This window comes from Paenibacillus cisolokensis (genome assembly GCF_050481165.1).
Classification (GTDB): Bacteria; Bacillota; Bacilli; order Paenibacillales; family Paenibacillaceae; genus Paenibacillus_AH; species Paenibacillus_AH cisolokensis.
The window spans coordinates 1-22,445 of the sequence record NZ_JBCNFP010000105.1; the positions used below are offsets into that span (position 1 = coordinate 1).

At 56.8% G+C, this 22,445-nt stretch carries 25 protein-coding genes; 19 read left to right on the forward strand and 6 right to left on the reverse strand.

Annotation, left to right across the window (positions count from 1 at the left end; translation table 11 throughout):
* Positions 1–1,420: copper amine oxidase N-terminal domain-containing protein (locus tag ABEV74_RS17400; RefSeq protein ID WP_430147932.1), on the forward strand; the 1,420-nt coding region annotated here is incomplete at its 5' end.
* 19 nt (positions 1,421–1,439) lie between these two features.
* On the forward strand, positions 1,440–1,787 hold the full coding sequence (locus tag ABEV74_RS17405; RefSeq protein ID WP_062491509.1) for a thioredoxin family protein: 348 nt from the start codon (positions 1,440–1,442) through the stop codon (positions 1,785–1,787).
* A gap of 119 nt (positions 1,788–1,906) precedes the next feature.
* On the opposite strand, the gene ABEV74_RS17410 is transcribed toward ABEV74_RS17405, so the two are convergent.
* Positions 1,907–2,074 carry a hypothetical protein gene (locus ABEV74_RS17410; RefSeq protein WP_430147935.1) on the reverse strand — a complete coding sequence of 56 codons (168 nt, stop codon included), beginning with the start codon at positions 2,072–2,074 and terminating at the stop codon, positions 1,907–1,909.
* Between the two features lie 405 nt (positions 2,075–2,479).
* Between ABEV74_RS17410 and ABEV74_RS17415 the strand changes: the two genes are divergently transcribed.
* From ABEV74_RS17415 to ABEV74_RS17425, 3 genes are read left to right on the forward strand one after another with little or no spacing between them, the layout of a single operon-like run.
* Positions 2,480–3,394: a COX15/CtaA family protein gene (locus tag ABEV74_RS17415; protein WP_430147937.1), complete on the forward strand. Its 915-nt coding sequence runs from the start codon at positions 2,480–2,482 to the stop codon at positions 3,392–3,394.
* A gap of 41 nt (positions 3,395–3,435) precedes the next feature.
* Positions 3,436–4,143 carry a Cthe_2314 family HEPN domain-containing protein gene (locus tag ABEV74_RS17420; protein WP_062491513.1) on the forward strand — a complete coding sequence of 236 codons (708 nt, stop codon included), beginning with the start codon at positions 3,436–3,438 and terminating at the stop codon, positions 4,141–4,143.
* 56 nt (positions 4,144–4,199) lie between these two features.
* Positions 4,200–4,970, forward strand: coding sequence for an SDR family oxidoreductase (locus tag ABEV74_RS17425; protein ID WP_062496591.1), 771 nt, complete (start codon positions 4,200–4,202; stop codon positions 4,968–4,970).
* A gap of 88 nt (positions 4,971–5,058) precedes the next feature.
* Here the strand turns inward: ABEV74_RS17425 and ABEV74_RS17430 are convergent, their stop codons facing one another.
* Positions 5,059–5,304, reverse strand: a complete 246-nt coding sequence (locus tag ABEV74_RS17430) for a NifU family protein (protein WP_062491515.1) — start codon at positions 5,302–5,304, stop codon at positions 5,059–5,061.
* 80 nt (positions 5,305–5,384) lie between these two features.
* On the opposite strand from ABEV74_RS17430, the gene ABEV74_RS17435 reads away from it, so the two are divergent.
* Positions 5,385–5,657 (forward strand): YuzB family protein, encoded by a 273-nt coding sequence (locus tag ABEV74_RS17435; RefSeq protein ID WP_062491517.1) that lies wholly within the window; start codon positions 5,385–5,387, stop codon positions 5,655–5,657.
* A gap of 17 nt (positions 5,658–5,674) precedes the next feature.
* On the opposite strand, the gene ABEV74_RS17440 is transcribed toward ABEV74_RS17435, so the two are convergent.
* Positions 5,675–6,742 (reverse strand): NAD(P)/FAD-dependent oxidoreductase, encoded by a 1,068-nt coding sequence (locus ABEV74_RS17440; protein ID WP_062491519.1) that lies wholly within the window; start codon positions 6,740–6,742, stop codon positions 5,675–5,677.
* Positions 6,743–6,804: 62 nt separating this feature from the next.
* Entirely contained in the window at positions 6,805–7,908 is a 1,104-nt protein-coding gene (gene mqnE / locus ABEV74_RS17445; protein ID WP_430147940.1) for an aminofutalosine synthase MqnE, read from the reverse strand.
* 243 nt (positions 7,909–8,151) lie between these two features.
* Between mqnE and erpA the strand changes: the two genes are divergently transcribed.
* The 7 genes from erpA (at position 8,152) to sda (ending at position 14,738) form a co-directional block, all read left to right on the forward strand.
* Entirely contained in the window at positions 8,152–8,511 is a 360-nt protein-coding gene (erpA, locus tag ABEV74_RS17450; protein WP_062491523.1) for an iron-sulfur cluster insertion protein ErpA, read from the forward strand.
* 209 nt (positions 8,512–8,720) lie between these two features.
* On the forward strand, positions 8,721–9,434 hold the full coding sequence (locus tag ABEV74_RS17455; protein ID WP_062491529.1) for a response regulator transcription factor: 714 nt from the start codon (positions 8,721–8,723) through the stop codon (positions 9,432–9,434).
* Positions 9,431–10,750, forward strand: coding sequence for a sensor histidine kinase (locus tag ABEV74_RS17460; protein WP_430147944.1), 1,320 nt, complete (start codon positions 9,431–9,433; stop codon positions 10,748–10,750). Before ABEV74_RS17455 ends, ABEV74_RS17460 begins: the two co-directional genes overlap by 4 nt.
* Positions 10,747–11,523: an ABC transporter ATP-binding protein gene (locus tag ABEV74_RS17465; protein WP_430147947.1), complete on the forward strand. Its 777-nt coding sequence runs from the start codon at positions 10,747–10,749 to the stop codon at positions 11,521–11,523. Before ABEV74_RS17460 ends, ABEV74_RS17465 begins: the two co-directional genes overlap by 4 nt.
* Positions 11,498–13,441, forward strand: coding sequence for an ABC transporter permease (locus ABEV74_RS17470; protein ID WP_430147949.1), 1,944 nt, complete (start codon positions 11,498–11,500; stop codon positions 13,439–13,441). Before ABEV74_RS17465 ends, ABEV74_RS17470 begins: the two co-directional genes overlap by 26 nt.
* Before the next feature lie 225 nt (positions 13,442–13,666).
* Complete coding sequence (locus ABEV74_RS17475) at positions 13,667–14,329, forward strand: YheC/YheD family protein (RefSeq protein WP_430147990.1); 663 nt, start codon at positions 13,667–13,669, stop codon at positions 14,327–14,329.
* A gap of 265 nt (positions 14,330–14,594) precedes the next feature.
* Positions 14,595–14,738: a sporulation histidine kinase inhibitor Sda gene (sda, locus tag ABEV74_RS17480; RefSeq protein WP_062491536.1), complete on the forward strand. Its 144-nt coding sequence runs from the start codon at positions 14,595–14,597 to the stop codon at positions 14,736–14,738.
* Positions 14,739–15,108: 370 nt separating this feature from the next.
* Here the strand turns inward: sda and ABEV74_RS17485 are convergent, their stop codons facing one another.
* Positions 15,109–16,107, reverse strand: a complete 999-nt coding sequence (locus ABEV74_RS17485) for an NAD(P)/FAD-dependent oxidoreductase (protein ID WP_256364511.1) — start codon at positions 16,105–16,107, stop codon at positions 15,109–15,111.
* 351 nt (positions 16,108–16,458) lie between these two features.
* Here ABEV74_RS17485 and ABEV74_RS17490 point away from each other — a divergent pair, with 351 nt between their 5' ends.
* Positions 16,459–17,652: an NAD(P)/FAD-dependent oxidoreductase gene (locus ABEV74_RS17490; RefSeq protein ID WP_062491540.1), complete on the forward strand. Its 1,194-nt coding sequence runs from the start codon at positions 16,459–16,461 to the stop codon at positions 17,650–17,652.
* A complete protein-coding gene (locus tag ABEV74_RS17495; RefSeq protein WP_062491542.1) occupies positions 17,652–17,915 on the forward strand; it encodes a hypothetical protein in 264 nt (87 codons plus the stop codon). Before ABEV74_RS17490 ends, ABEV74_RS17495 begins: the two co-directional genes overlap by 1 nt.
* A 100-nt stretch (positions 17,916–18,015) precedes the next feature.
* Here ABEV74_RS17495 and hemQ read toward each other — a convergent pair whose 3' ends face one another.
* Positions 18,016–18,768, reverse strand: a complete 753-nt coding sequence (gene hemQ / locus ABEV74_RS17500; protein WP_430147952.1) for a hydrogen peroxide-dependent heme synthase — start codon at positions 18,766–18,768, stop codon at positions 18,016–18,018.
* 176 nt (positions 18,769–18,944) lie between these two features.
* Here hemQ and ABEV74_RS17505 point away from each other — a divergent pair, with 176 nt between their 5' ends.
* From ABEV74_RS17505 to dnaI, 4 genes are read left to right on the forward strand one after another with little or no spacing between them, the layout of a single operon-like run.
* Entirely contained in the window at positions 18,945–19,232 is a 288-nt protein-coding gene (locus ABEV74_RS17505; protein WP_430147954.1) for a YuiB family protein, read from the forward strand.
* Between the two features lie 2 nt (positions 19,233–19,234).
* Entirely contained in the window at positions 19,235–19,438 is a 204-nt protein-coding gene (locus tag ABEV74_RS17510; RefSeq protein WP_430147957.1) for a hypothetical protein, read from the forward strand.
* A gap of 41 nt (positions 19,439–19,479) precedes the next feature.
* Positions 19,480–21,003, forward strand: coding sequence for a replication initiation and membrane attachment family protein (locus ABEV74_RS17515; RefSeq protein WP_430147960.1), 1,524 nt, complete (start codon positions 19,480–19,482; stop codon positions 21,001–21,003).
* Positions 21,004–21,017: 14 nt separating this feature from the next.
* The gene (gene dnaI, locus ABEV74_RS17520) at positions 21,018–21,992 is read left to right on the forward strand and encodes a primosomal protein DnaI (protein WP_062491554.1); all 975 of its coding nucleotides are present in this window, start codon (positions 21,018–21,020) and stop codon (positions 21,990–21,992) included.
* Positions 21,993–22,445: the final 453 nt, after the last annotated feature.

Consider the following 22,445-nt stretch of genomic DNA (forward strand, 5'->3'; position numbering starts at 1 on the left):
ACATTCCGATTTCATGTTGAAGGTAACCTCGGCGGAAGGGAAGCAAACCGTCGAGTTTCGGATGCTGCTTGACGAAGAGGAATTGGCCGGGCAAGACCCCGAGGACGTCCGGTTAATCCGTCTGCTGTCCGACATCCGGCTGGAGATGGACAGCTTCAGGATGGAGAACGAGAATCGGTTGTCGGCGCAAGGCTCGTTGTCGTTCGGAGACCGGCGCGTCGGATATTCGTTATATATTGACGATGAACGGCTGACCGTCGAGCTCGAAGGGGCCAAAAAGCCGTTCGTGCTCGATCTTTCGTCCCTGGAAGAGGACGTTGACGGCACGGCAGCCGATCAGGAAACGATGACCGAGCTGGCGCATCGGCTGATCGATGAGGCAAGCGGCTACTTGGTCGGCAATCTTCCGAATCCCGAGCGGCTGACGGTCGCTCCCGCGACGGAAACGATCGGCGGCGAACAGCTGTCATTGCTGCGCGCCGAGATGGAGATGAACGTACAGGAGCTGTGGCCGTGGTTGATGAAGTACTTCGACGCGCTCATTGCAGACAAGGAAGGGCTGCGCGACATGCTGCTGAGCGTCGTCGGGGCGATGCGGGATTATCCGGAGCTGTGGGGCGGCGAAAATCCGTTCGACAGCGACGGATTGAGCGACGAAGAAGCGGCGGAGCAAGCGGCCGACGAACTGATGGCCGTGTTGGAATCGCTGCGCGACGAGTTGAATGCGGCGAAGGAAGAAGGAATGTTTCCGCTGGAGATGTTTAGCGACGAGACGTATCTGAAAGCCGTCCTGTATGTCGACAGCAAGCTCGATATCCGCAAATCGGAGGTAGAGGCGAAAATCGCCCCGAATCTCGAAGATACGGGCGGCGTCAAGGCGATCGTCATCCGTTCCGTGTCGGAGATGTGGAACATTGGCGGCAGCGCGAAGGCCGATACGCCGGATTTGGCCGGCGGTTCGCTGGACGCCATGAAATTGGCGGACATGCAGCCGTATCAGCTGCTGCGCCAGTTCGACGAAGGCTCGACCCTGTACGGCCTGCTGAAAAACGATTTTCATATCGGCCGTCAGAGCGTGATGTTTTTCCCGTTCGACGACAATCCGCCGATCGCGCTGCCTTCCGGCGTGACGCTCGTGCCGTTGCGCGAAACGGCCAGACAGTTCGGAGCGACCGTAACGTACAAAAACAAGACCGTTACGGTAAGCGATGAGGCGACCGGCACGACGATCGCGATCAAGCCTGGGAGCAATCAGGTGAAGATAAACGGGAAGACCGTGAAATGGGCGGTGCCGGCAACGGCGGTCCAAGGCGCCATCTACGTTCCGGCGAGAGATCTTGCCAAAGCGCTTGGAGGTACGGTAAAATGGGAATCCTTATATGGTGATGAAAAGCTTCTCGTTCTGGAGCGGGAAGTATAATCGTACTGGAGGGATGACGATGCGCCGTATTCATACGGAAGAGGCATTCCGCGAAGCGATTGCCGGCGAAGGGGTGACGGTTGCCGTATTCAAGGCGACCTGGTGCAAGGATTGCCATTTTATCGAGCCGTTTATGCCGGAAGTGGAAGCGAAATATGAAGGGAAAATCGAATTTGTCGAAATTGACCGCGACGAACTGCCCGATCTGTGTTCGGAATTGAACATTCTGGGTATCCCGAGCTTTATTGCTTACCGGGACGGCAAGGAGCTGGTCCGTTTCGTCAGCAAGCTGCGCAAAACGCGCGAGGAGATCGAAGAATTCCTCGATCGGGCGCTGCAGGTTGCCGAAGCGTTGCCGCGTTCCTGAAATCAGGACCCGGAAGCGCACGAATTGACCGCAGGAACCGCAGGAAGCGGCTAACAGGCCGCTCCTGGCGGTTCTTGTTCACATTAGAGAAAGTATGAAACTCACTTCCTATTTGCTGTCTAACTGTCCGCGCTTTCCGTCAAATCGTCTCCCGTCCGTTGGCCCGCTCCGCCATTCGTCCAATCGTCCAGCGTCCGTCGATGCGCCTCTTTTTCCGTCAAAACGTCTCCGGTCCGTCGGTGCGCCCCGCCTTCCGTCATCGTCGCCCGTCTGGCGGTGAGTCCCACCTTCAGCGCCCCTGTCTCCCGGCAGATTGCTTTGGAGAAAATCCTGCAAAAGTGCAGGAATTTTGGCCCGAATAGATGACTATGGCGCAAAATTCTGCAAAAATACAGCATTTTTTGGAAATTTTCGTTTATCTGGCTTGAACGAATCAAAAAAACTGCACTATCGCAGCAATTTTCACATTTTGGTTATTTCCCCCCCGAAAATGCTGCACTTTTGCAGCTTTGTTCTTTTATTGGGTTTCTATGTCGGGACTGGTGTCAGTTCACCGCGGGAATGGTGTGAACGAATAAGGGCCGAAGTGTCACATTTTCAACATGGCTTTTGCCCGTATTTATCGCTATAATTGAAAGACAATTTGCAATCCTTCTGAATATAACCATTACGTAAAGCAAAAGGTGATTAAGATGATAACCAGTCGTTACCGAACCCTCGTCGTTGCGACATGTATCGGGATGCTGCTCGTGCTGCTGGCCGGCGCTCTCGTCACCAATACCAATTCCGGCAGAGGATGCGGAGACGACTGGCCGCTCTGCAACGGCAAGTTTATTCCGGCTTACACGCTCGAGTCGATGATCGAATATTCGCATCGTCTGATCAGCGGTATCGTCGGCATACTGGTGTTGGCCGCATTCGTCATGACGTTGCGCCGTTACAAGCAGCGCGAGCCTCTTACCTATGCCGGCGGGGCGCTGCTGTTCACCGTCGTGCAGGCGTTGCTGGGCGCTGCCGCGGTTCTGTGGCCGCAAACGCCGCCCGTGATGGCGCTGCATTTCGGCATCTCGCTGTTCGCGTTCGCCTGTACGCTGCTGCTCGCCGTCTGGGCGCACCGGACAAGCCGGGGCATCAGCGTCAAGCCCGCCTCGCCGGTGCCGAAATCCGTTTATCCGCGCGTCGTCGCCGTCGTCCTGTTTTGTCTCGTCGTCATCTATTTGGGCGCGTTCATCCGGCATACCGATTCGTCCGGCGGCTGCATCGGCTGGCCGCTCTGCAACGGGGCGGTCATTCCCGAGCTGGAAGGGGCGACGCTGATCGTCTTCCTCCATCGCGTTGCCGCGCTGCTGCTCGCCTTCGCCATTGCCGGCATGTACCTTCATATCCGCCGGACAAGCGAAGCATTGCGGAATGCGGCCGGTTGGGCGCTTGGGCTCGTCGTCGCGCAGGTGCTTAGCGGCGCGCTGGTGTCGTTTACCGTCACGAACGGCGATGTGTTTATTTTCACAAGCTTGCTGCACAACCTGATTATTGCCGGCCTGTTCGGCATTCTGCTGGATATCGCCATCCGTGCGCGGCGGTACCGGGAAGGAAGTGCCGCGGACTGACCTTGCGCCGGCGCTGCTGACACCGATGAAGGAGGCTGTCGATGCTGCGGATGATGTTCGGAGAGCCGCCCCGCCGGGCGGACGGCCCGCTCGCCGAAACGATGCGGGAGATGGACCGTTATATTGAAATATTGCAAAAGGCGATTGCCCGTGGGGAGGATCGGGATCGCAAGCTGCGGAAATATGAAATCTGGACGCAGGGACTGAAGCGTGCGCTCGACGAGCTGGAGCAAAGCCATTACGCGGCCTGCCGCTTCGGCTCGAAGGTGACGAGCGAATTCGAGGACGACATGTCGCCCGAGGAGCATCTGGACTATTGCCGCCACGTCTATTTTGACAAAAACGGGTTTATCCGCCTGTTTTCCATTCTCGACAAGCTCGGCACCTTTTTGAACGACTGCCTCGGTCTGGAAACAGAGCGGCTGAAGCCGCATTTCTCCTATTTTACGGTGCTGCGCCGCATGCGCCAGGAAGGACTGCATCCGAAGCTGCTGATGCCGCTCGACGAGCTGAAGAAACGGTACCGGCAGCCGGTCGACCGGCTGCGGGAGAGGCGGAACATCGAGATTCACAACATGAATGCGGAGCTGCAGGACGATCTTGTGCATAGCGTGCGCGCTTACGGCGAGGACGTCCGGCTGGAAAATATACGGCAGCATATGGAAGATTTGACCGAAGGTTTGACATTCGCCATCGAGTCGCTGCGCATCGCTTTTCAATATGTCGCCCGTTCGGCAAACGCGGAGTGAAAATGGTACAATAAACGGGATACCAGCATTCCACACGGGAGGGAGCGGGCTTGGAGCTGCAGGGTAAAACGGCTCTGATTACCGGAAGCGCCAAAGGGCTCGGCAAGCGCACCGCGCTGGAGTTGGCCGGGCAAGGCTGCAACATCGTGCTGAATTATGTAAGAAGCGAGGACGAGGCGCTCAGCCTGAAAGCGGAATTGGAAGGGCTCGGCGTTCGGGCGACGGCGATCCGGGCCGACATATCGTCGGAGGAGGATGTGAACCGGCTGGCCGAGCAGGCGACAGCCTGGTCCGGGGGCATTGACATTCTCATCAACAATGCCGGACCGTTCATTCGCGAGCGCAAGCGGTTTGCCGATTACGAGCGGGCGGATATCGTCCGCATGCTGAACGGCAATCTGGTCGGCGTGATGCTGCTCGATTATTTGCTGCTGCCGGGCATGCGCCGGCGCCGTTGGGGGCGCATCATCCATTTCGGCTTCGGCCATGCCGGAGAAGCGAGAGCGTGGCCGCATCGGGCCGCTTACGCGACGGCGAAGACTGGGCTCGTCTCGTTTACGAAGACGCTCGCGGTCGAGGAAGCGGAAAGCGGCATTACGGTCAATATGATTTGTCCGGGCGACATTAGGGGAGCATACAAGGAGAAGTCGATCGACGAGGTGGAAGGCGTGACCGACGAGGAGTCGCCGCGCGGCAGGCCGGGTACGGGCGAAGATGTCGCGCGCGTCATTGCGTTTCTGTGCGCCGAGCGGTCGGATTTTTTGACGGGCAACATTATCGACGTGACCGGCGGCTTCGACCCGATCAAGCCGTCGATCAAAGGGTAGCGCGAAACGCAAAAAAAGAATCCTGCCGCGTCATGTCTGGCAAGACAAGCGACTGCGGCAGGATTCTTATGTCTAAAAGAGCCGTTCCTTAAAATACTTGTACGACCTCTTGAATGCCTTCGACTTCTTCCAGCAGCGCACGCTCGATACCCGCCTTCAGCGTAATGGTCGAGCTCGGGCAGCTGCCGCAGGCACCCATGAGACGAAGCTTGACGACGCCGTCCTCGACATCGACCAGCTCGACGTCTCCTCCGTCGCGCTGCAGAAACGGACGAAGCTTGTCGAGAACGTCAAGCACCTCGTCGTACATGGACGTTTGTACGTTGTCGCTCATTGCAATCAACTCCTTTCTTCTCTATTATAATACAAAGCGGTCCGATTGAAAACGGACGGTTGAAGGCTGGGTGAAGCATCATGTACAAACCGATCATCGAGTTTTGCGCAAGCAATATGCATCACGGCACCGACAAGGTGCTCGAGAAGCTGGAGCAGCTGCCGGATGTCGATGTGATCGAATACGGCTGTCTCGGCCACTGCGGAGAATGCTTTATGTTCCCGTATGCGCTTGTCAACGGCGAATTCGTTTCGAGCGAAACGGCTGACGAGCTGTACGACCGGATTATGGAAGAGATCGAGAAGCAGCGCGCCGACCAGGAAGCGCTGGACAAGCTGCTGGACGATCTGTAAACGAAACCGGGCCGGCTTCAGCCAAAATGATTTTTCGACATCCAGAGCACGCCGCTCTTCAGCACGCGCGGCACCCGTCCCAAAATGGCGGTGCGGCCCATAAGACCGAAGCCGGCTTTTTTGCCGAGCGAGCCGAGAATGCCTTTGAGCTTGATTTTGCCAAGCCGGGGCGTTCTGCCTTCCCATATCGCCTGCAGCACTTCGGCCACCTGCCGTCCCTGGGCTTCCGCGGCCTGTCCGCTCGGCGAGAAAGGAAGCGAAGCGCAATCGCCGACGACGAACACATTTTCGTAATCCGGAAGCTGGTGGTAAGGATTAATGATCAGCCGCCCTTGCTTGTCTTTCGGCAGCTGCAACTTTTGCACGATCGGAACCGGCTGAATGCCGGCTGTCCAGACCGTGGCGTCGGTTGTAATCGGCTCCGGATTGTTGGCGTCGTGCAGCACGCCTTCCTCCAGCCGGAAAAGCGACACATGGCCGCGCATTTCCACTTCGTGCTCGATGAACCATTCCGCCACGTATCGCTGCAGCTTGTCGGGGAAGGATGACAGGATGCTCGGTCCGCGGTCGAGAATGCGGATGTTCAGATCCGGACGGCTCTCCCGCAGCTCGGCAGCGACTTCGACGCCGCTCAGTCCGCCGCCGACGATCGTAACCTGGCCGTAGGGCTTGACATCGTTCAGCCGCTGGTAGGTCCGGCGGGTCCCGGACAAAGTTTGGAGGCTCAAGGAATGCGCTTCGGCGCCCTCGATGCCGTGGTAATTGTCCGTGCATCCCAGCGCCAGAACAAGCCAGTCGTACGCTAACGGATCGCGGCCTTCGATATGAACGAGCTGCCGTGCCGGATCGACGGCGGTCACTTCACCGTATGTAACGGAAAGTCGCGGATCGACCGGAAAGGCGACGCGGATTTCCGATTCCGCGACCGTTCCGGCGGCAAGCGCGTAATATTCCGTCTTGAGCCCCTGAAAGGGCATCCGGTCGACAAGCACGAGCGAAACGTCGTCCGGCAGTTCGCCTTGAAGCAAATCGTGGGCAACGGTCAATCCGCCGTAACCGCCGCCCAAAATAACTACTGTTTTCACGTATATCCCAACCTTAGATGACACGTTTGTCGTTTTTACAGTATGCGTCGGCCGGAACCGGATTAGTCGTACACGCGAATCTCGTTGTAGAACGTGTCCCGTTCGACCGGTATGCGGCCTGCGCCCTTGACGAGCCAGATCAGCTCTTCGCGCGTTATTCCTTCCGGCGTCAACGCACCTGCGGCGTGGCTGATCCGCTCCTTGACGATCGTGCCGTGGACGTCGGAGGCGCCCATCGCCAGCGACACTTGCGTGAGCTGCAAGCCGATGTTGATAAAATACGCCTTGATATGATTGAAGTTGTCCAGCATAAGGCGGCTGATTGCGATCGTCTTCAAATCTTCGAAAGCCGAATTGCGGCGGCGAATGCCGGCTTTCGGACTTTTCGGCTGCATCGACAGCGGGATGAAGACGAGGAAACCGTTCGTTTCGTCCTGCAGCTCCCGCAGCTTCAGCATATGGTCGATCCGGTCTTCGTGGCTTTCGATCGCCCCGTACAGCATCGTCGTATGCGTGCGCAGACCGAGCTCGTGGGCCGTCCGGTGAACTTCCAAATATTGCGAAACATCGGCTTTGGTGACATGCATTTTTTTGCGGTAATAGTCGGATAATATTTCCGCGCCGCCGCCCGTCAGCGATTCGAGACCGGCTTTCATCAGCTCCTGCAGCACTTCCCGGTAGCTGAGTCCGCTGATTCGCGCGAAAAAGTCGATTTCCGCCGCCGTATAAGCTTTCAGCGTCACATTGGGATAGCGTTCCTTCAGCGCCTTGAGCGAATCGATATAATATTGGAACGGTACGTGCGGGTTGTGCCCGCCAACGATGTGGAACTCGCGCACGCCGGGATGGATGTGCTGCTCGACGTATTCGATCATTTCATCGCCGGACAGCGTATAAGCCCCTTCGTCACCTTGGTCTTTGCGGAAGTTGCAGAAAGCGCAGCGGGCTTCGCAAACGTTGGTGAAGTAGAGGCTCATATTTTCGATAAAATATACTTTTTTGCCATTTTTCTTCCGGTTCACTTCGTCGGCAAGCTGGCCGATCGTCAGCAGATCGTCGGATTGGTACAGGAATACGCCATCCTCGCGGGTAAGACGCTCTCCGCTGCGGACTTTCTCGACGATGCTCTGCATCTGTTTTTGTTCGGTCGGAATAGCGACGTTCATAGATGTAACCTCCTTACGGCTCTCGTGTCAGCCCGATGGTTGGCAGCAAGAAGCGTCCTGAAAATCGATCTTTGTGAAAAAAAGTACATAGTGATCCCGTTTAACACGCCGCACTGTAAAGCTTGAATTCATTATAAACCTCCCCGCCGGCGCGGGCAACTATAAAAAGAGCGGATCGGCAGCCCTTGAGCGCAGCAAGGGATGTGGAGTATACTAGAAGTACCACGATTGGAGGGATGAAGCATGATCGCAATCAGCGAATCGGCATCTGATAAAATAAAAGAAATGCTCGCTCAGGAGGAGACGCCGGGGCTGTTCTTGCGCATCGGCGTCAAGGAAGGCGGCTGCAGCGGCTTCTCCTACGGGATGGGTTTCGACGACGAACAGCATGACACCGACAAGGTGATGGAAATACAAGGCTTGAAAGTTGTCGTCGACGAGGACAGCTTCAAATATTTGAACGGTCTCGAAATCGACTTCAAGGAGTCGGCGATGGGCGGCGGATTTACGATCCATAATCCGAACGCGACGGTCACGTGCGGATGCGGGCAATCGTTCCGCACCGCAAGCGACGCAGGCAAGCCGAATCCGGAGCAGTGCTGAACCATAACAGCGCGGGACGAACGGATCTATAGCCTACCGCGCGTCAAACGGCCTTCGACGAAAAGTCATCCGGCGGATGTCTTTTCGGGAAGGCCGTTTTTTTGCTGCCGGCCGAGCAAGCGCAGCGCAGTGGAGGAATCTTTTTTCGGCCCCGAATCTTTTATGATAGTGGAAAGGCCGACTGGCATTGCGGAATGGGAGGAATTCGGATGTATCGCATTCTGATTGTGGAAGATGACGATAAAATCGGCGACCTGCTCAAAAAGTCGGTCGAAAAATACGGGTTTGAAGCATATCGGGCGACGCGGTTTCGCGAGTTGACGGAGGAACTGGACATGTATTCGCCCCATGTCGTGCTGCTCGATATCCATTTGCCTTACTATGACGGCTTTTACTGGTGCCGCCAGTTTCGGACGCGTTCCAAGGCGCCGATTATTTTCGTTTCGGCCCGCTCGGGAGAGATGGATCAGGTCATGGCGATCGAAAACGGGGGCGATGATTACGTCACGAAGCCGATCCCGATCGACCTGCTGATGGCGAAGCTGAAAAGTGTTCTCCGCCGCGCTTACGGAGAGTATGCCGGAGCCGGCTGGGCCGGCGCCGCGGCGGATGAAATCAGCGTCGGCGCATTGAAGTTGCATCGGGGGCGCTCCGAACTGGAGTGGCGGGGCCGCAAGGTAGAGCTGACGAAGAACGAGCGGCTGCTCGCCGAATGTTTGATGAAGCAGGCAGGCCGCATCGTCAGTAGGGAAGAACTGCTGGAGGCGTTGTGGGACGACGTGCAGTTCGTCGATGACAATACGCTCACGGTGAATGTGACGCGGGTGCGCAAAAAGCTGGAGGAGCTCGGGTTGTCCGGACTTATCGATACCGTGCGGGGGCAAGGGTACCGGTTGAACGCCCCTGAAGAGGTGGGAGCATGATCGGGGAACGCAAACGCGGCGTTCCCGCCGCTCGATCCGTCGCAGATCCGAACGAAAAGGACGGGGGGCAGCCGGGCGCCGCCGGCGCGAATCGCGGAGGGGAGACGACCACGACTGGTCAGGCCGCCGGCGCGAATCGCGAAGGGGACATGACCTCGACCGGACAGGCTACAAACGCATATCGCGAAGGGGAGATGGCGTGGACCGGGTGGGAATATTTGCGGGACCGTCTCCCGTTTCTCGGCGCTTTCGCCGTATCGACGGCGCTCGGCGTCTGCGTCCTGCTGCTGGACCGCTATATCGCGCCGGGCGCGCCGTCGCCGGAGAGCGTCATCTATGTGGCGGTGCTGGCCTGCTTCTGCATGGGAGTCTGGCTGCTGTCCGATTATATGCGCAAACGGGCGTTCTACCGCCAATTGAACGAAGCGCTGTCCAATGCCGACGGGCTGCGTTCCGCCTTCGCGCTGCACGACGCCGTCTCCCGGGAGCAGCTGGCGGTACAGCGGCTTGTCTATTTGCAGTACAAGGCTTATATGGACGAGCTGAGACGTTATCGCCGCCGGCAGGAGATGCACAATCATTACGTTCACCAATGGGTTCATCAGATGAAGACGCCAATATCGGTGATCGAGCTGCTGGCGCACGATGCGAAGCAGGCCGGGACCTTTGATGCGGACGAGACGAAACGGCTGTGCGAGAGCGTGCTGGAGGAGACGGAACGATTGACGCAAGGGCTGGAAATGATGCTGCATACGGCGAGGCTCGACAAGTTCGAGCTCGACCTGCACGTTGGCAGGGTGGCGCTGCACGAGGCGGCGCGGGAAGCGGTCAACGAGTTCAAGCGGCTGTGCATTCGCCACGCCATATACCCGCAGGTAATCGGGGAAGGTTGGGCGGAAACCGACCGCAAGTGGATCGGGTTCGTCATCCGGCAGCTGATCAGCAACGCGATCAAATATTCCAAGCTGAAGCCGGGATCGAAAAAGCTGGTCATCCGCCTTGTCCGGACGGAAGGGAGCGGCGGCTGCGAACTGACGGTGCGCGACGAGGGAATCGGCATGCCGCCGCAAGATTTGCCGCGCGTATTCGATCCATTCTTCACGGGGGAGAACGGCCGCGTTACCGGGGAATCGACAGGGATGGGGCTGTACCTGGCCAGGCAAATTTGCTCGAAGCTCGGGCACCGGCTCGCGATCGATTCCGTTCCGGGCGAAGGAACCGCGGTGACGATCGGATTTTCGTCCGCATCTCTGTACCATCAGACGGCCGGCGAATGGTCTCGCAGGGAAGAAGGCGGAAAGGAGGCGCGAATATGATCGTGCTGCATTGCAGCGGACTGGGGAAAGTATACAGCTCCAAAGGAAATGTGCAATACACGGCGCTGGACGGCATCGATCTGGATGTGGAGGCCGGCGAATTTATCGGGATCATGGGGCCTTCGGGCAGCGGCAAGACGACGCTGCTCAATGTGCTGTCGACGATCGACAAGCCGACCTCCGGACGGATCGAGCTGAACGGAATCGATCCGATGCGGTTGAACGACAAGAAGCTGGCGCTGTTTCGCCGCCGGGAGCTCGGTTTTATCTTTCAGGATTTTAATTTGTTCGATACGCTCACGATCAAGGAAAATATGATATTGCCGCTCGTGCTCGAAGGCGTTTCGCCGAAACGGATCGAAGAAGCGCTGGAGCCTTATGTCGAAATGCTGGGCCTTAAGGATATATTGGAGAAGCGGACGTACGAGGTTTCCGGCGGTCAGAAGCAGCGCGCCGCGATTGCCCGGGCGATGATTCACCGGCCTTCCCTGCTGCTTGCCGACGAGCTGACGGGCAATCTGGATTCGAAAGCGGCCCGCGACGTCATGGAGGCGCTCCGGCAGTTGAACGAACAGATGGGCGCCACGATATTGATGGCGACGCACGATCCGTTCTCCGCGAGCTACTGCAAGCGGATCGTCCTGATCAAGGACGGGCGGTTTTTCTCGGAAATCCGCAAGGGGACCGGACGGCAAAGCTTTTTTCAGCAAATTTTGGATGCCCTCAGCATGATGGGAGGACATTTCGATGACGTTCCGATCGCTCGCGCTTAGCAATATGAGAGGAAACTGGCGCTCGTACGGCGCTTTTTTTCTGAGCAGCGTCTTCTCGGTTTTCATTTTTTATTTGTATGCCGCCTTTATCTATCACCCGGAAGTGCGAAACGGTCAGATTGCCTCCGCCGAGAATGTGTCGAAAATGATGATCGTCTGCGAATATTTGATAGGCGTCTTTTCGTTTTTCTTCATTCTGTATGCGAACTCGGCGCTGCTCAAGACCCGCAAGAAGGAATTCGGCTTGCTCGCGCTTTTCGGCATGACCCGCTGGCAGCTGCGCCGGCTCATCTTCTATGAAAATGCTGCAATGGCGGCCGTATCCGCCGGCGTCGGGATCGGACTCGGCATTCTGTTCAGCAAGCTGTTCTTTATGGCGCTCTCCGTTCTGCTCGGAACGAAGGCGGCGATCCGGTTTCACGTGCCGCCGGAGGCGGTATGGCTGTCGGCAAGCGGTTTTATGCTGCTGTTCATGGCGATTACGGCGCTTTCGCTCGTCCGGATCGGCCGCACCGAAATAGCCGGTCTGCTCAAGGAAGCGCGCATGCCCAAGCCGGAGCCGTTTTTTTCCGGATGGCTCGTTGCGCTCGCGGCGGTCTGTCTCGGTAGCGGATACGGGCTCGCGGTCGCAGCCGACGAGCATACCGTCGGGGTGCTCATCCTACCCGTCACGGGACTGGTGACGATCGGAACCTATTTTCTGTTTACGCAGTGCAGCGTGGCGTTAATCCGTTTTTTGCAGAAGCGGAAACGGCTGTATTACGACCGGACGAATATGATCGTCGTCTCCCAATTGGCGTACAAGCTGAAGGACAATGCCCGCATACTGTTCTTGAACGCCATATTGGGCGCGGTTGTACTGACGGCGGCCAGCACGGTGTGCGTTATTCTCGGGATGAACAGGGACAGTCTGCTGTACGGCACGCCGTATACGATCGGCTATTATGAAGTCGGGGAGACGTCCCGGCTGGTGGCGGATCCGGAAATGATCAGGCAGATGATCGGGCAGGACGGAAGACAGCTGGCTTATGAGGCGCGCGCCGTCGCCGTGCCGATCCATCTGGACCGTTACGAGCTGCGAAATGGCGGCGCCATTACGCTGCAAAGCGCCGCTGTCGCCATTTCCGGGACCGATTACAACCGGCTGGCCCGGACGCTCGGCCGGGAGACGATTGCGCTCAGTCAAGGCGAAAGCTATTTGATCCTGCCTTACTATATGAACTGGTACACGCCGGAGAAGGTAACGGGAACGGCGGACGGCCGTACGTTCCATTATGCGGTTGCCGGTTTCTCGCACCGGCCGGTGCTGCCTCCGATCGGTCCTTTCACCTATACGCTTGTCGTCCGGGACGAACAATATGCGCAATGGCTGGCCGCCACGCCGCAGCATGAGCGGCTTGCGGCTTACGGATTCGAGATCAAAGACTGGAAGACGGCGGGAGAAACGGTGGACAAAATCAGGCAGTCGATCCCCGAGCAGTACCGGACCAAGCAGACGATGACGAGCCGTGTCGACGATTATGCCCAAATGCGGCAGCAGACAGGACAGGCCCTGCTGGTCGGCGTCTTTATTTGTGCGGTGTTCTTCATCGCATCCGGAAGCCTGATCTATTTCAAGCTGTTTACCGAGCTGCAAGACGATTTGGCGACATTTCGGGCATTAACCCGCATCGGCATGACGATCGGCGAAATCCGCCGCATCGCGGTGACGCAAATCGGCATTCAGTTTCTCGTGCCCGGTCTCGTCGGAGCCGTTCACACGTCGTTCGCCATGATTCCGCTCGGCAAGATTATGCATATCGACGCTTTGCGGTACGCCGCTGCCATTCTGCTGATCTATTTCACCTTGCAAGCTATCTATTTTGCGGTGACGAGCCGCAATTATATGAGAAGCATTCGGAGAAAATTGCCGGTGTAACCGGTACTGGACGCCCTCTTGCAATCTTGAATTCTAACAAAATAAGGATAAGGCTTCTCACCACGGCATTCATCCAAGAGGTGAGTGTCTCCGCGGCATAAGGTATAGTAGAGGACAATAGAAAGGGAGATGAAGGATATGTCTGATACGGTTGCCGATACCGGTGGAGAAACGATACTGCCCGCGGAGGAACCGAACGTAGCGGCGCATGCGGCGCCGGTTAAGGTGCAGGGTCGCCAGCTTGCGAGCAAATGGGCCAAAACGAAGGCGCTGCTGTCGCATCCCCGGATTGCGCCGCATATTCCGCCGACGAGAATGTATAATGCGGAAAATTTAAAGAGCATGCTGAAGACGCATGGGATGGTCGTCATCAAGCCGGTCCGGGGTGGCGGGGGCCATGGTGTCATCAAAGTGTCAGCGGAAGGCGGCGGCTATTCGTATACGCAGCATATGAAAACGCACCGCTTCTCCAGCTTCGCCGCGCTGGGCAGAGCGCTCGATTCGAAACGGAATGGCCGCAAATATTTGATCCAGAAAGGCATCTGGCTGGCGACGGTCGGCGGCCGTCCGATTGATTACCGCGTCAAATATGTCAAAGAGGGCGGCAGGTGGAAGTACCGTTCGATGGTGGGCAGGGTAGCGCGTCCCGGCTTGTTCGTCACCAACCTGTGCCAGGGCGGAACGATGCTGACGGCGGCGCAAGGCATTTCCCGCTCGTTTTCGAAGTCGATGGTCAAGAGTAAGAAAAGGGAAATGCGCAAGTTGACAGAGCTGTCGACCCATGTGCTGACGAGCCGGTTTCCCGGACTCAGCCAGTTCGGATTCGATTATGGAATCGATAAAAATGGAAAGATCTGGATATTTGAAGTGAATACGAGACCTCAATAACAGCATAGACGATTAAAAAGATTGATAGCATTGTTTGATAGTATTGAAGTTTTTTATGAAAATGGTCTGCAAACCCGATTGTGAATAACACTATCCACATTGTCCCCATTGTGATTCCTTATTTTTCGACGAATACCCACATCTTGTGCACAAGCTGTCCACATCATATTGTGGATAATCAGAACGCTTGTTCCGTCGTTTCGAGACATGCTAAGATGAGGATGGAAAAAGTTCAGGAATTGTTTTCCGGGAAGGGGTGGAGGAAATGGAGCTGCTTTCTGACGAGCTTCTGGTCGATACGTATTTCGCCGCGATTCAATACAAGCTGGATCCCGAATTTATTCGTCTTCTGGCAATCGAATTGAAGCGGAGAAAAATTAATCCGGAAGCTTATGAAATCGGCGCCTGACAAACGCCCTGACAACCGCTCGCTACATCAATCACATTTGCGAACTTGCAACCGATACCTCAAACCAATCGCGGCAGTGTGAACAATAGGCGATATGCCGGCATATACCGTCCGCAGACGCGGAAACGGGATCGTACTCGGCAATCGGCTCGTAAGGCGCATACGGCCCTGTCCAATCCGACGGGCGACCGCAATCATCCGCCATTTTCCCGCAGGATGCACACCTCACATTCAGTTGCTGAAATCCATTGCAGATCGGACATAACATAAGGGGTATCCTCCTAGCTGCGCTTCACATGGCAAAACGTTTAGGAAATAGTGCGGCAAGGTTAGGATACCCCATCATGCGTTATTCGGATTCAGGCGGATGTTACAGCTTCATATTGCTGCTATGTCCGGGCGACAGCCTCGCATCGGGATCGATATACACTTTGGCGTTGTTGATCGCGGTAGGCGCTTCGCCGAAGCCAACGGCGATCAGCTTGAGCTTGCCGGGATAAGTCGTAATATCCCCCGCCGCGAAGATGCCGGGGATATTCGTTTGCATTCGGGAGTCGACGACGATGGAGCCGCCTTCGATATTCAGTCCCCATTCGGCAATCGGGCCGAGCGACGAGACGAAACCGAAATTGACGATAACGGCGTCGACATCGATCGTCTGCGTCTCTTTCGTCTTGATATCGCCGATCGTGACCTGTTCGATCCGGTCGGTGCCGTGCAGCGCGGTAATCTCCTTCGGCGTCAGCACGTTGACGCGCGATTTCATCAAGTTCTCGACGCTGTGTTCATGCGCCCTGAACCGGTCACGCCGGTGAATGAGCGTCACGCTTTCCGCGATCGGCTCCAACATTAACGCCCAGTCGACCGCCGAATCGCCGCCGCCGCAAATCAGCACCTTCTGGCCTTTGAACTGCTGCAGGTCGCCTACGAAATAATGCAGATTTTTCTTTTCGAAAGCGGCCGCTTCCGGCAGCTCCAGCCTGCGCGGCTGGAAAGCGCCGACGCCTGCCGTTATGATGACGGCTTTGGCGTAATGGCGTCCTTTGTCCGTCACGACCTCGAACAGCCGCTCGTCGTGTTTGATAACTTGCACGACTTGCTCTTCCAGGCAAATCTCCGCATCGAAAAGCTCCATTTGCTTCTGCAGCCGGTTAACCAGTTCCTGAGCGGTAACCTTCGGAAATCCGGCCACATCGTAAATATATTTTTCCGGATACAGCGCGGCGAGTTGGCCGCCGAGCTGAGGCATGCTTTCGATCAGCTTGACGGACGCCTGGCGCATGCCGCCGTAGAAAGCGGCGAACATGCCAGCCGGTCCTCCGCCGATAATAATAAAATCGACAATTGAATCGGGTTGCGCATTCGACACAGGTGGCACCTCCACTTCTTTCTCTTTTGAATTTTCATTATTTTTCATTATAACGTTATGCGGCAGCCGAAGGAAATAAGAGTTTTGTATGTTATTCTAAACATTTTCGTATATTTTGCCCTTGATCTTTTATCCAAAACTTTGTATGATGTCAAAAGCAAACGGCAGAAGTACCGCTTTACGGCATTTTTGGCAACGTCATATGCCCTGATAGCGGGCCATTCATTTGCATAAGCTAACATAAAATAATTTCAACCGAGATTGTGTAATTTTTCACAAAGTGATGTTTTTTCACAGATGATTTAATGAAGAAACATAACAAAGATCAATTGGGAATGGAAGGGATACTGCATGAGCAATATACCGAAGATTGTCATTCTGGGCGCCGGCTACGGCGGCGTGCTGACCGCGCTTCGTCTGCAGAAGGAACTGAACTATAACGAGGCCGACGTCACGCTGGTCAACAAGCATGACTACCATTATATTACGACACATCTGCATATGCCGGCTGCCGGGACTGACAATCCGGAGAATGCGCGCGTTAGCATTTCCAAGCTGATCGACGAGTTCAAAATCGATTTTGTCAAGTCGACGGTCGTACAAATCCGTCTCCAGGACAAAAAGGTGATTCTCGAAGACGGCACATTGTCTTATGATTACCTGGTGATCGGTCTTGGCGGCGAACCGGAGACGTTCGGCATTCCGGGACTGGCCGAACATGCGATGAACATTCGCAGCATCAACTCGGTTCGGCTTATCCGCGAACATATCGAATATTGCTTTGCCCGCTACAAGCGCGAGCCGCACCGTACCGATTATTTGACGTTCGTCGTCGGCGGCGCCGGCTTTACGGGCATCGAATTCGTCGGCGAGCTGGCCGACCGCATTCCGGTGCTGTGCAAGCAATTTGACGTCGATCCTTCGCTCGTCAAAATTTACAACGTGGAAGCTGCGCCGACCGCGCTTCCGGGATTCGATCCGGAGCTTGTGGAGTATGCGATGGAAGTGCTGAGGAAAAAAGGCGTGACGTTCCGGATCGGGACGGCCATTAAAGAATGCACCCCCGACGGCGTTGTCGTCGGCGAGGGTGAAGAGATCCGTGCGCAGACGGTGATCTGGACCGGCGGCATCCGGGGCAACCGGCTGATCGAAGAAGCCGGATTCGAGACGATGCGCGGCCGCGTCAAGGTCGACGAGTTTCTGCGCGCCCCCGGCCACGAGAACATCTATATCGTCGGCGACAATTCGATCATCTTCAATCCGGAAGGGCGCCCGTATCCGCCGACCGCGCAAATCGCCATGCAGCAAGGCGTGACCTGCGCGCATAATCTCGTCGCTTCGATTCGCAATCAGCCGCTCAAAAAATTCGAGTTCCACAATAAAGGAACTGTCGCTTCGCTCGGCAAGGGAGAAGCGATCGGCATCGCGTTCGGGAAGAAATACAAAGGCCGCGTCGCCGCGTGGCTGAAGAAGCTGATCGATCTTCGCTATCTGTTCATTATCGGCGGCATCCCGCTCGTGCTGCGGAAAGGCAAGTTTTTCTGATGCGCCACTGCAGCGTACAAGTCAGGGGATTGCTGACGAGAGACGAGCTTGACCGGTACAACGCGCTCATGGAAGTCGGAGCGTTCCTGGAATCGGCGAACCGTTACGATCTGGCTTATACGGTGCAGCATGAGATCGACCTGCTCATTCAGCCGGCTATCGAACGGCTCAAGGAGAAGGGACGCGCCCGCGACCGCGCGACCCGGGAATATTTGGAGGCCAAAAGGCTGGAGACGGAAAGCGCGGAAGAGCGCGAAGACTGATTCGACGCGAAGACTTACTGACTCGAAACGAAAAGGCTTTGTACGGCCACCGCGCAAAAGGCGGCTGCCGTACAAAGCCTTTGTTGTCCCGCAGACGGGATTACCGCCGAACGCTCAACATCCGGCGCAGTCCTTCATCCGTCAGCAGGTTGCCGACGTAGAAATCGCCGAAATCGCCGAAGCGGGCGCTGACCTCGTCAAAGCGCATTTCATAGACGAGCTTCTTGAATTGCAGCGCATCGTCCGCGAACAGCGTGACGCCCCACTCCCAATTGTCGAAACCGACGGAGCCGGTAATGATTTGCTTGACCTTGCCGGCGTATTGGCGGCCGATCATGCCGTGGCTGCGCATCATGGCGCGGCGTTCATCCATGCTCAGCATATACCAGTTGTCCGCGCCGCTTCTGCGCTTGTTCATCGGGTAGAAGCAGACATGCTTCGTCTTGGGCAAAATCGGCTTCAGGCGGGCGGCCACTTCGGGAATTTCCAGCGGGTTGACGCCGGGTTGTCCCATGTAGTTGCTCAGCTCCACAACGCTTACATAGGAATACGCCGGCCGCGTAAAGGCGGCGAATGACGTTTTGTTGAACGCGGTTTCCAGCTCGTTCAGCTCCTCCAGCGTTTCGCGCAGATGCATGAGCATGAAGTCCGCCTTTTGTCCGACGATGGCGTAGAAAGCGGTGCTGCCTTGCTTTGCTTCTTCCGTGCCGGCCCACTCCCGTCTTAAGCTCTCCAGCTCCTCCGCCGCTTGCTGCCGCTCGCTTTCGGATGCGGAAGTCCAGGCCGTCCAGTCGATGGTGCGAAAATCGTGCAGCGCATACCAGCCTTCCAGCGTTTGTGCCGCTTCACTCATGTTCGTTCACTCCTTATCGATACCGGGTCGTTTGTACCGGATGGTTGCGTTGCTGTTATTGTAACGTAATGCGGCCGGCGGGAGCAAATGACGGTCTTGTGACAAAAGGATATCGCAAATTGACTTCGGCCAAGACATTCTTTAAACTGTACTGAGAAGCGAAAGGGGAAGACGACATGCTGCAAATCATTGTGGCGATGCTGCTGTTTTTTGTCATGATGTTCGGCATCGGATTCATATTGAATATGCTTTTGAAAACGACATGGTTTCCGATTTATTTGTTTGTTATCGTACTGCTGCCGCTCGGCATATGGGCGACCTGGAACGAGGACGCGTCTTTTGTCGAAAACTTTACGGCCTTTACGTTTGTCGATATGCTGCCGGCTATTGCCGCGCTGGTCGGCGCCTACTTCAGCGGCTGGACGATCCGTGCGCTGCGCCGCGGCGGGTACAAAATGTTTTGACAATGAACATGTTCGTTCGAAGCAAAGGCGTACGCCAACTTTTCAGCGGGATGCCGCAGGCGGTTGGCGTGCGCTTTTTTGTTGTGCGCGGTTTTGGGCGAGAACAGGCCGCGCAAAGGAGAAATTCGTCGAAACGCGCGAAGCCGGCCAGCGCCGGCGCGGTTATAAAACCTTTCCAGCGCATCGCTCCGGCCGCCCGTTTATGATAGAATAATAGAAAGTCTCATGGAGAAGTGGAGAAGATGCCATGCGCATCGCGAATTTGCATCATTTCACCGAGCATCACCGTTACTACATATTTCGGGGATTTTCGCTCAGTCCCCTCGACGAACATATGCTGTCCCACGTTTATCAGCCGATGATCGGAGCATCCGCGATTTCGCTGTACCGTCTTCTGTACCATCATGTGGCGGAAGGCCGCACAGGCTATTCGTCGCTGGAGCAGCAGCGCAAGTTGCTGCTCGGGCTCGGACTCGACATGAACGAACGCGGCCGCAAGCGGCTGATCGCGGACGCCTCCCGTTTGGAGGCGGTCGGCCTCTTGCAGACGTCCCGGCTGTTCGTGCCGGACAACGACGATTTCGTCTACGAATACGAGCTGATCGCACCGCTTTCGCCGGACGAATTTTTCCGCAACCAGCATCTGGCGCTTCTGCTGACGGACAAGGTCGGCAAATATGCCGTCATCGCGCTGCGGGAGTCGTTCGCGGCGAAGGAGCCGGACGAGCTGGCGCAAGTGAAGCTGGAGCGGGAGAACATATCCGTCCCGTTCTATGAGCTGTTCCGGCTTAACGCGCATGCGTACGACTCCGAGCTCGAACAGGCGCTCGCGGAGGTGGCGCCCGATCGCCAGGGCGCCGCGCCTCCGCCGCTTGCGACGGCGGGCATCGCATACGGGGACATCATTATGCGGTTCCCGCGCAATTCGGCCAACCGCCGGTATGTGGAACGGATGCGGACCGATGCGGACATGCTCGCGCAAGTGAATTACGTCGCCTACAAGTATTCGCTCGATGCGGCGGATCTGTGCCGGCTGCTGGACGAAGACGGCATGTTCGATGCAAACGGCGCTCTGCTCGTCGACGAGCTGCAGATGAAGGCGAATCAGCTGTACCGGCAGGACCGGAAGCGCGAAGAGGAACGCGAGCGCTATCTGGCGCGCACGCAGGGCAGGGGCGAGGCGGAGGCGGGTTCGTCCGATCAGGCGCCGGAGGAGTTCCCGGTCATGGCGGAGCATTATTTGCCCGTGCCGGCGCAGCTCGCCGGGCGTTGCGATATTCATCAATACAACATGTTGATGCGCAATGAGCCGCATACCCGGTTTATCCAGCGTTTTTTCCCCGGCGCCGTGCCGGAATGGCTTGACCGCGTGTTCGAGCGCATCGACCTGAATTATCGGCTTCCCGCGCCGGTCATCAATGTGCTCATCCATTACGTCATCGGCATGAACGACGCGCAGCGGGTTACCCGGGCGTTTATCGACGCGGTGGCGGCGAACATGCTGGTCAAGCGGATCGACACGTTCGAGAAGGCGGTCGGCTACGTGCGCGAGCAGATCGGGCTGGAAGCGGAGAAGGAGCGGCAGCAAACCGCGGCGAAGACCGGCGCCGCCGGAAGAAGCCGCGCAAGCAGGTCCGGCCGAAACGGGGGAACGGGGACGCGCAAGCCGGCGATCCCGATCGTTCAGGATACCGGCGATACGGCTTCGATTTCGCCGGAGCGGCTGGAAGAGCTGCGCAAGCTGGCCCGCAAGCTGGACGGACAATCCTGAGGAGGTGACAGCGAATGGAATCGCTGAGCGATTTGTTGAAGCAATGGCGGGGCGGAGGCGCCATCTCCGAGCGTACGGAGAAGAAGGTGGCGGAGCTGATGGCCGACCCGCTCGTCGCGAAGCTGCGCATGAAACATCCGGAGCTCGACGAGCATGCCATTCGCCTGAACCTGAACCGGGTTTATCAATATGTGAAAGAATACCGGCAATGCTCCGCCTGTCCGGGGCTCGATCGCTGTCCCAACGATCTGGAGGGCCACTATACGCTGCTTTCCTTTGAAGGGGGCGCGGGCGGTCCGGCGCAGCTCGTCGACCGCAAAGTCGCGTGCAAAAAGCTGCTGGCCCGCCGGAACGAGGAACGCATCCGCAGCCGGATACGCAGCTTCTACATGGACGACCGGGCGCTGCGGCAGGGCTACTCGGCGGACGAAATATTGACGGCGGACCTGAAGCGGAGCGAAGCGGTCGGGCGCATTTTGCGCTATATCGACAAGACGAAAGCGGAAGGGCTGCAGCAGGAAGGGCTGTACCTCGCCGGCCACTTCGGCACCGGGAAGACGTTTCTGATGTGTTATATGCTGCACGAGCTGGCCAAAGCGGGCTATTCCGGCATTATCGTCTACATGCCCGAATTCGTCGAAGATTTGAAGTCGATGCTGAACGAGCCCGGTCGTCTGCGGGAGACGGTCGAGCTGATGAAGCAGACCGATCTGCTCGTCTTCGACGATATCGGCGCGGAGAATCTGAATCCGTGGGTGCGCGACCACGTTCTCGGGCCGATTCTGAACTACCGGATGGAACGGAAACCGACGTTTTATACGTCCAATTATGATCTCGACGCGCTCGAGCGCCATTTCAGCTTTACCAATCGCGACGGCGACGAGCTGCACAAGGGACAGCGGCTGATGGACCGCATCCGCCCGTTCGTCGAGCCGGTCACCGTGAACGGCGAGAACAAGCGCTGGCGGAAGGAGCGAACCGCCGATTGAAACAAGAACGATCCGGAGCGGGGAAACGTTCGCCAAGAACGTTTCCTTTGCGTCCGGATCGTTTTGTGTCGCTATGTTGATCCCGATGTTCGTTCGAGCGGCCGGCAAAACAGTTGAACGCTCCCGGAACGAAGCGCCTTTGCCCGTTCGCGTATTCGCCATACTCGTCATCTACGCCATGCCAATCGATCTCCCCGTTTGGTCCTGCGAAGTAGCCGTCCAGCGAGACCAACTCTTGAACAATCAGTTTTCTCATTTTTATTCTCCTTCTGAAAGTTAAGATACCGCTATTCTATATCCCCTCCAAATAATAGAGTTTCTTTCCGATTGCGGTCTTGTTTTCCGCGATTGGTCCCTTACCCCGCTCTGCGATGCGATGGTGCATTTTTTTCCGATCTGCCGCTTTCTGATCCGGAATTTCCCATAGTATTTTGAAAGCGCTATCAGCTATGA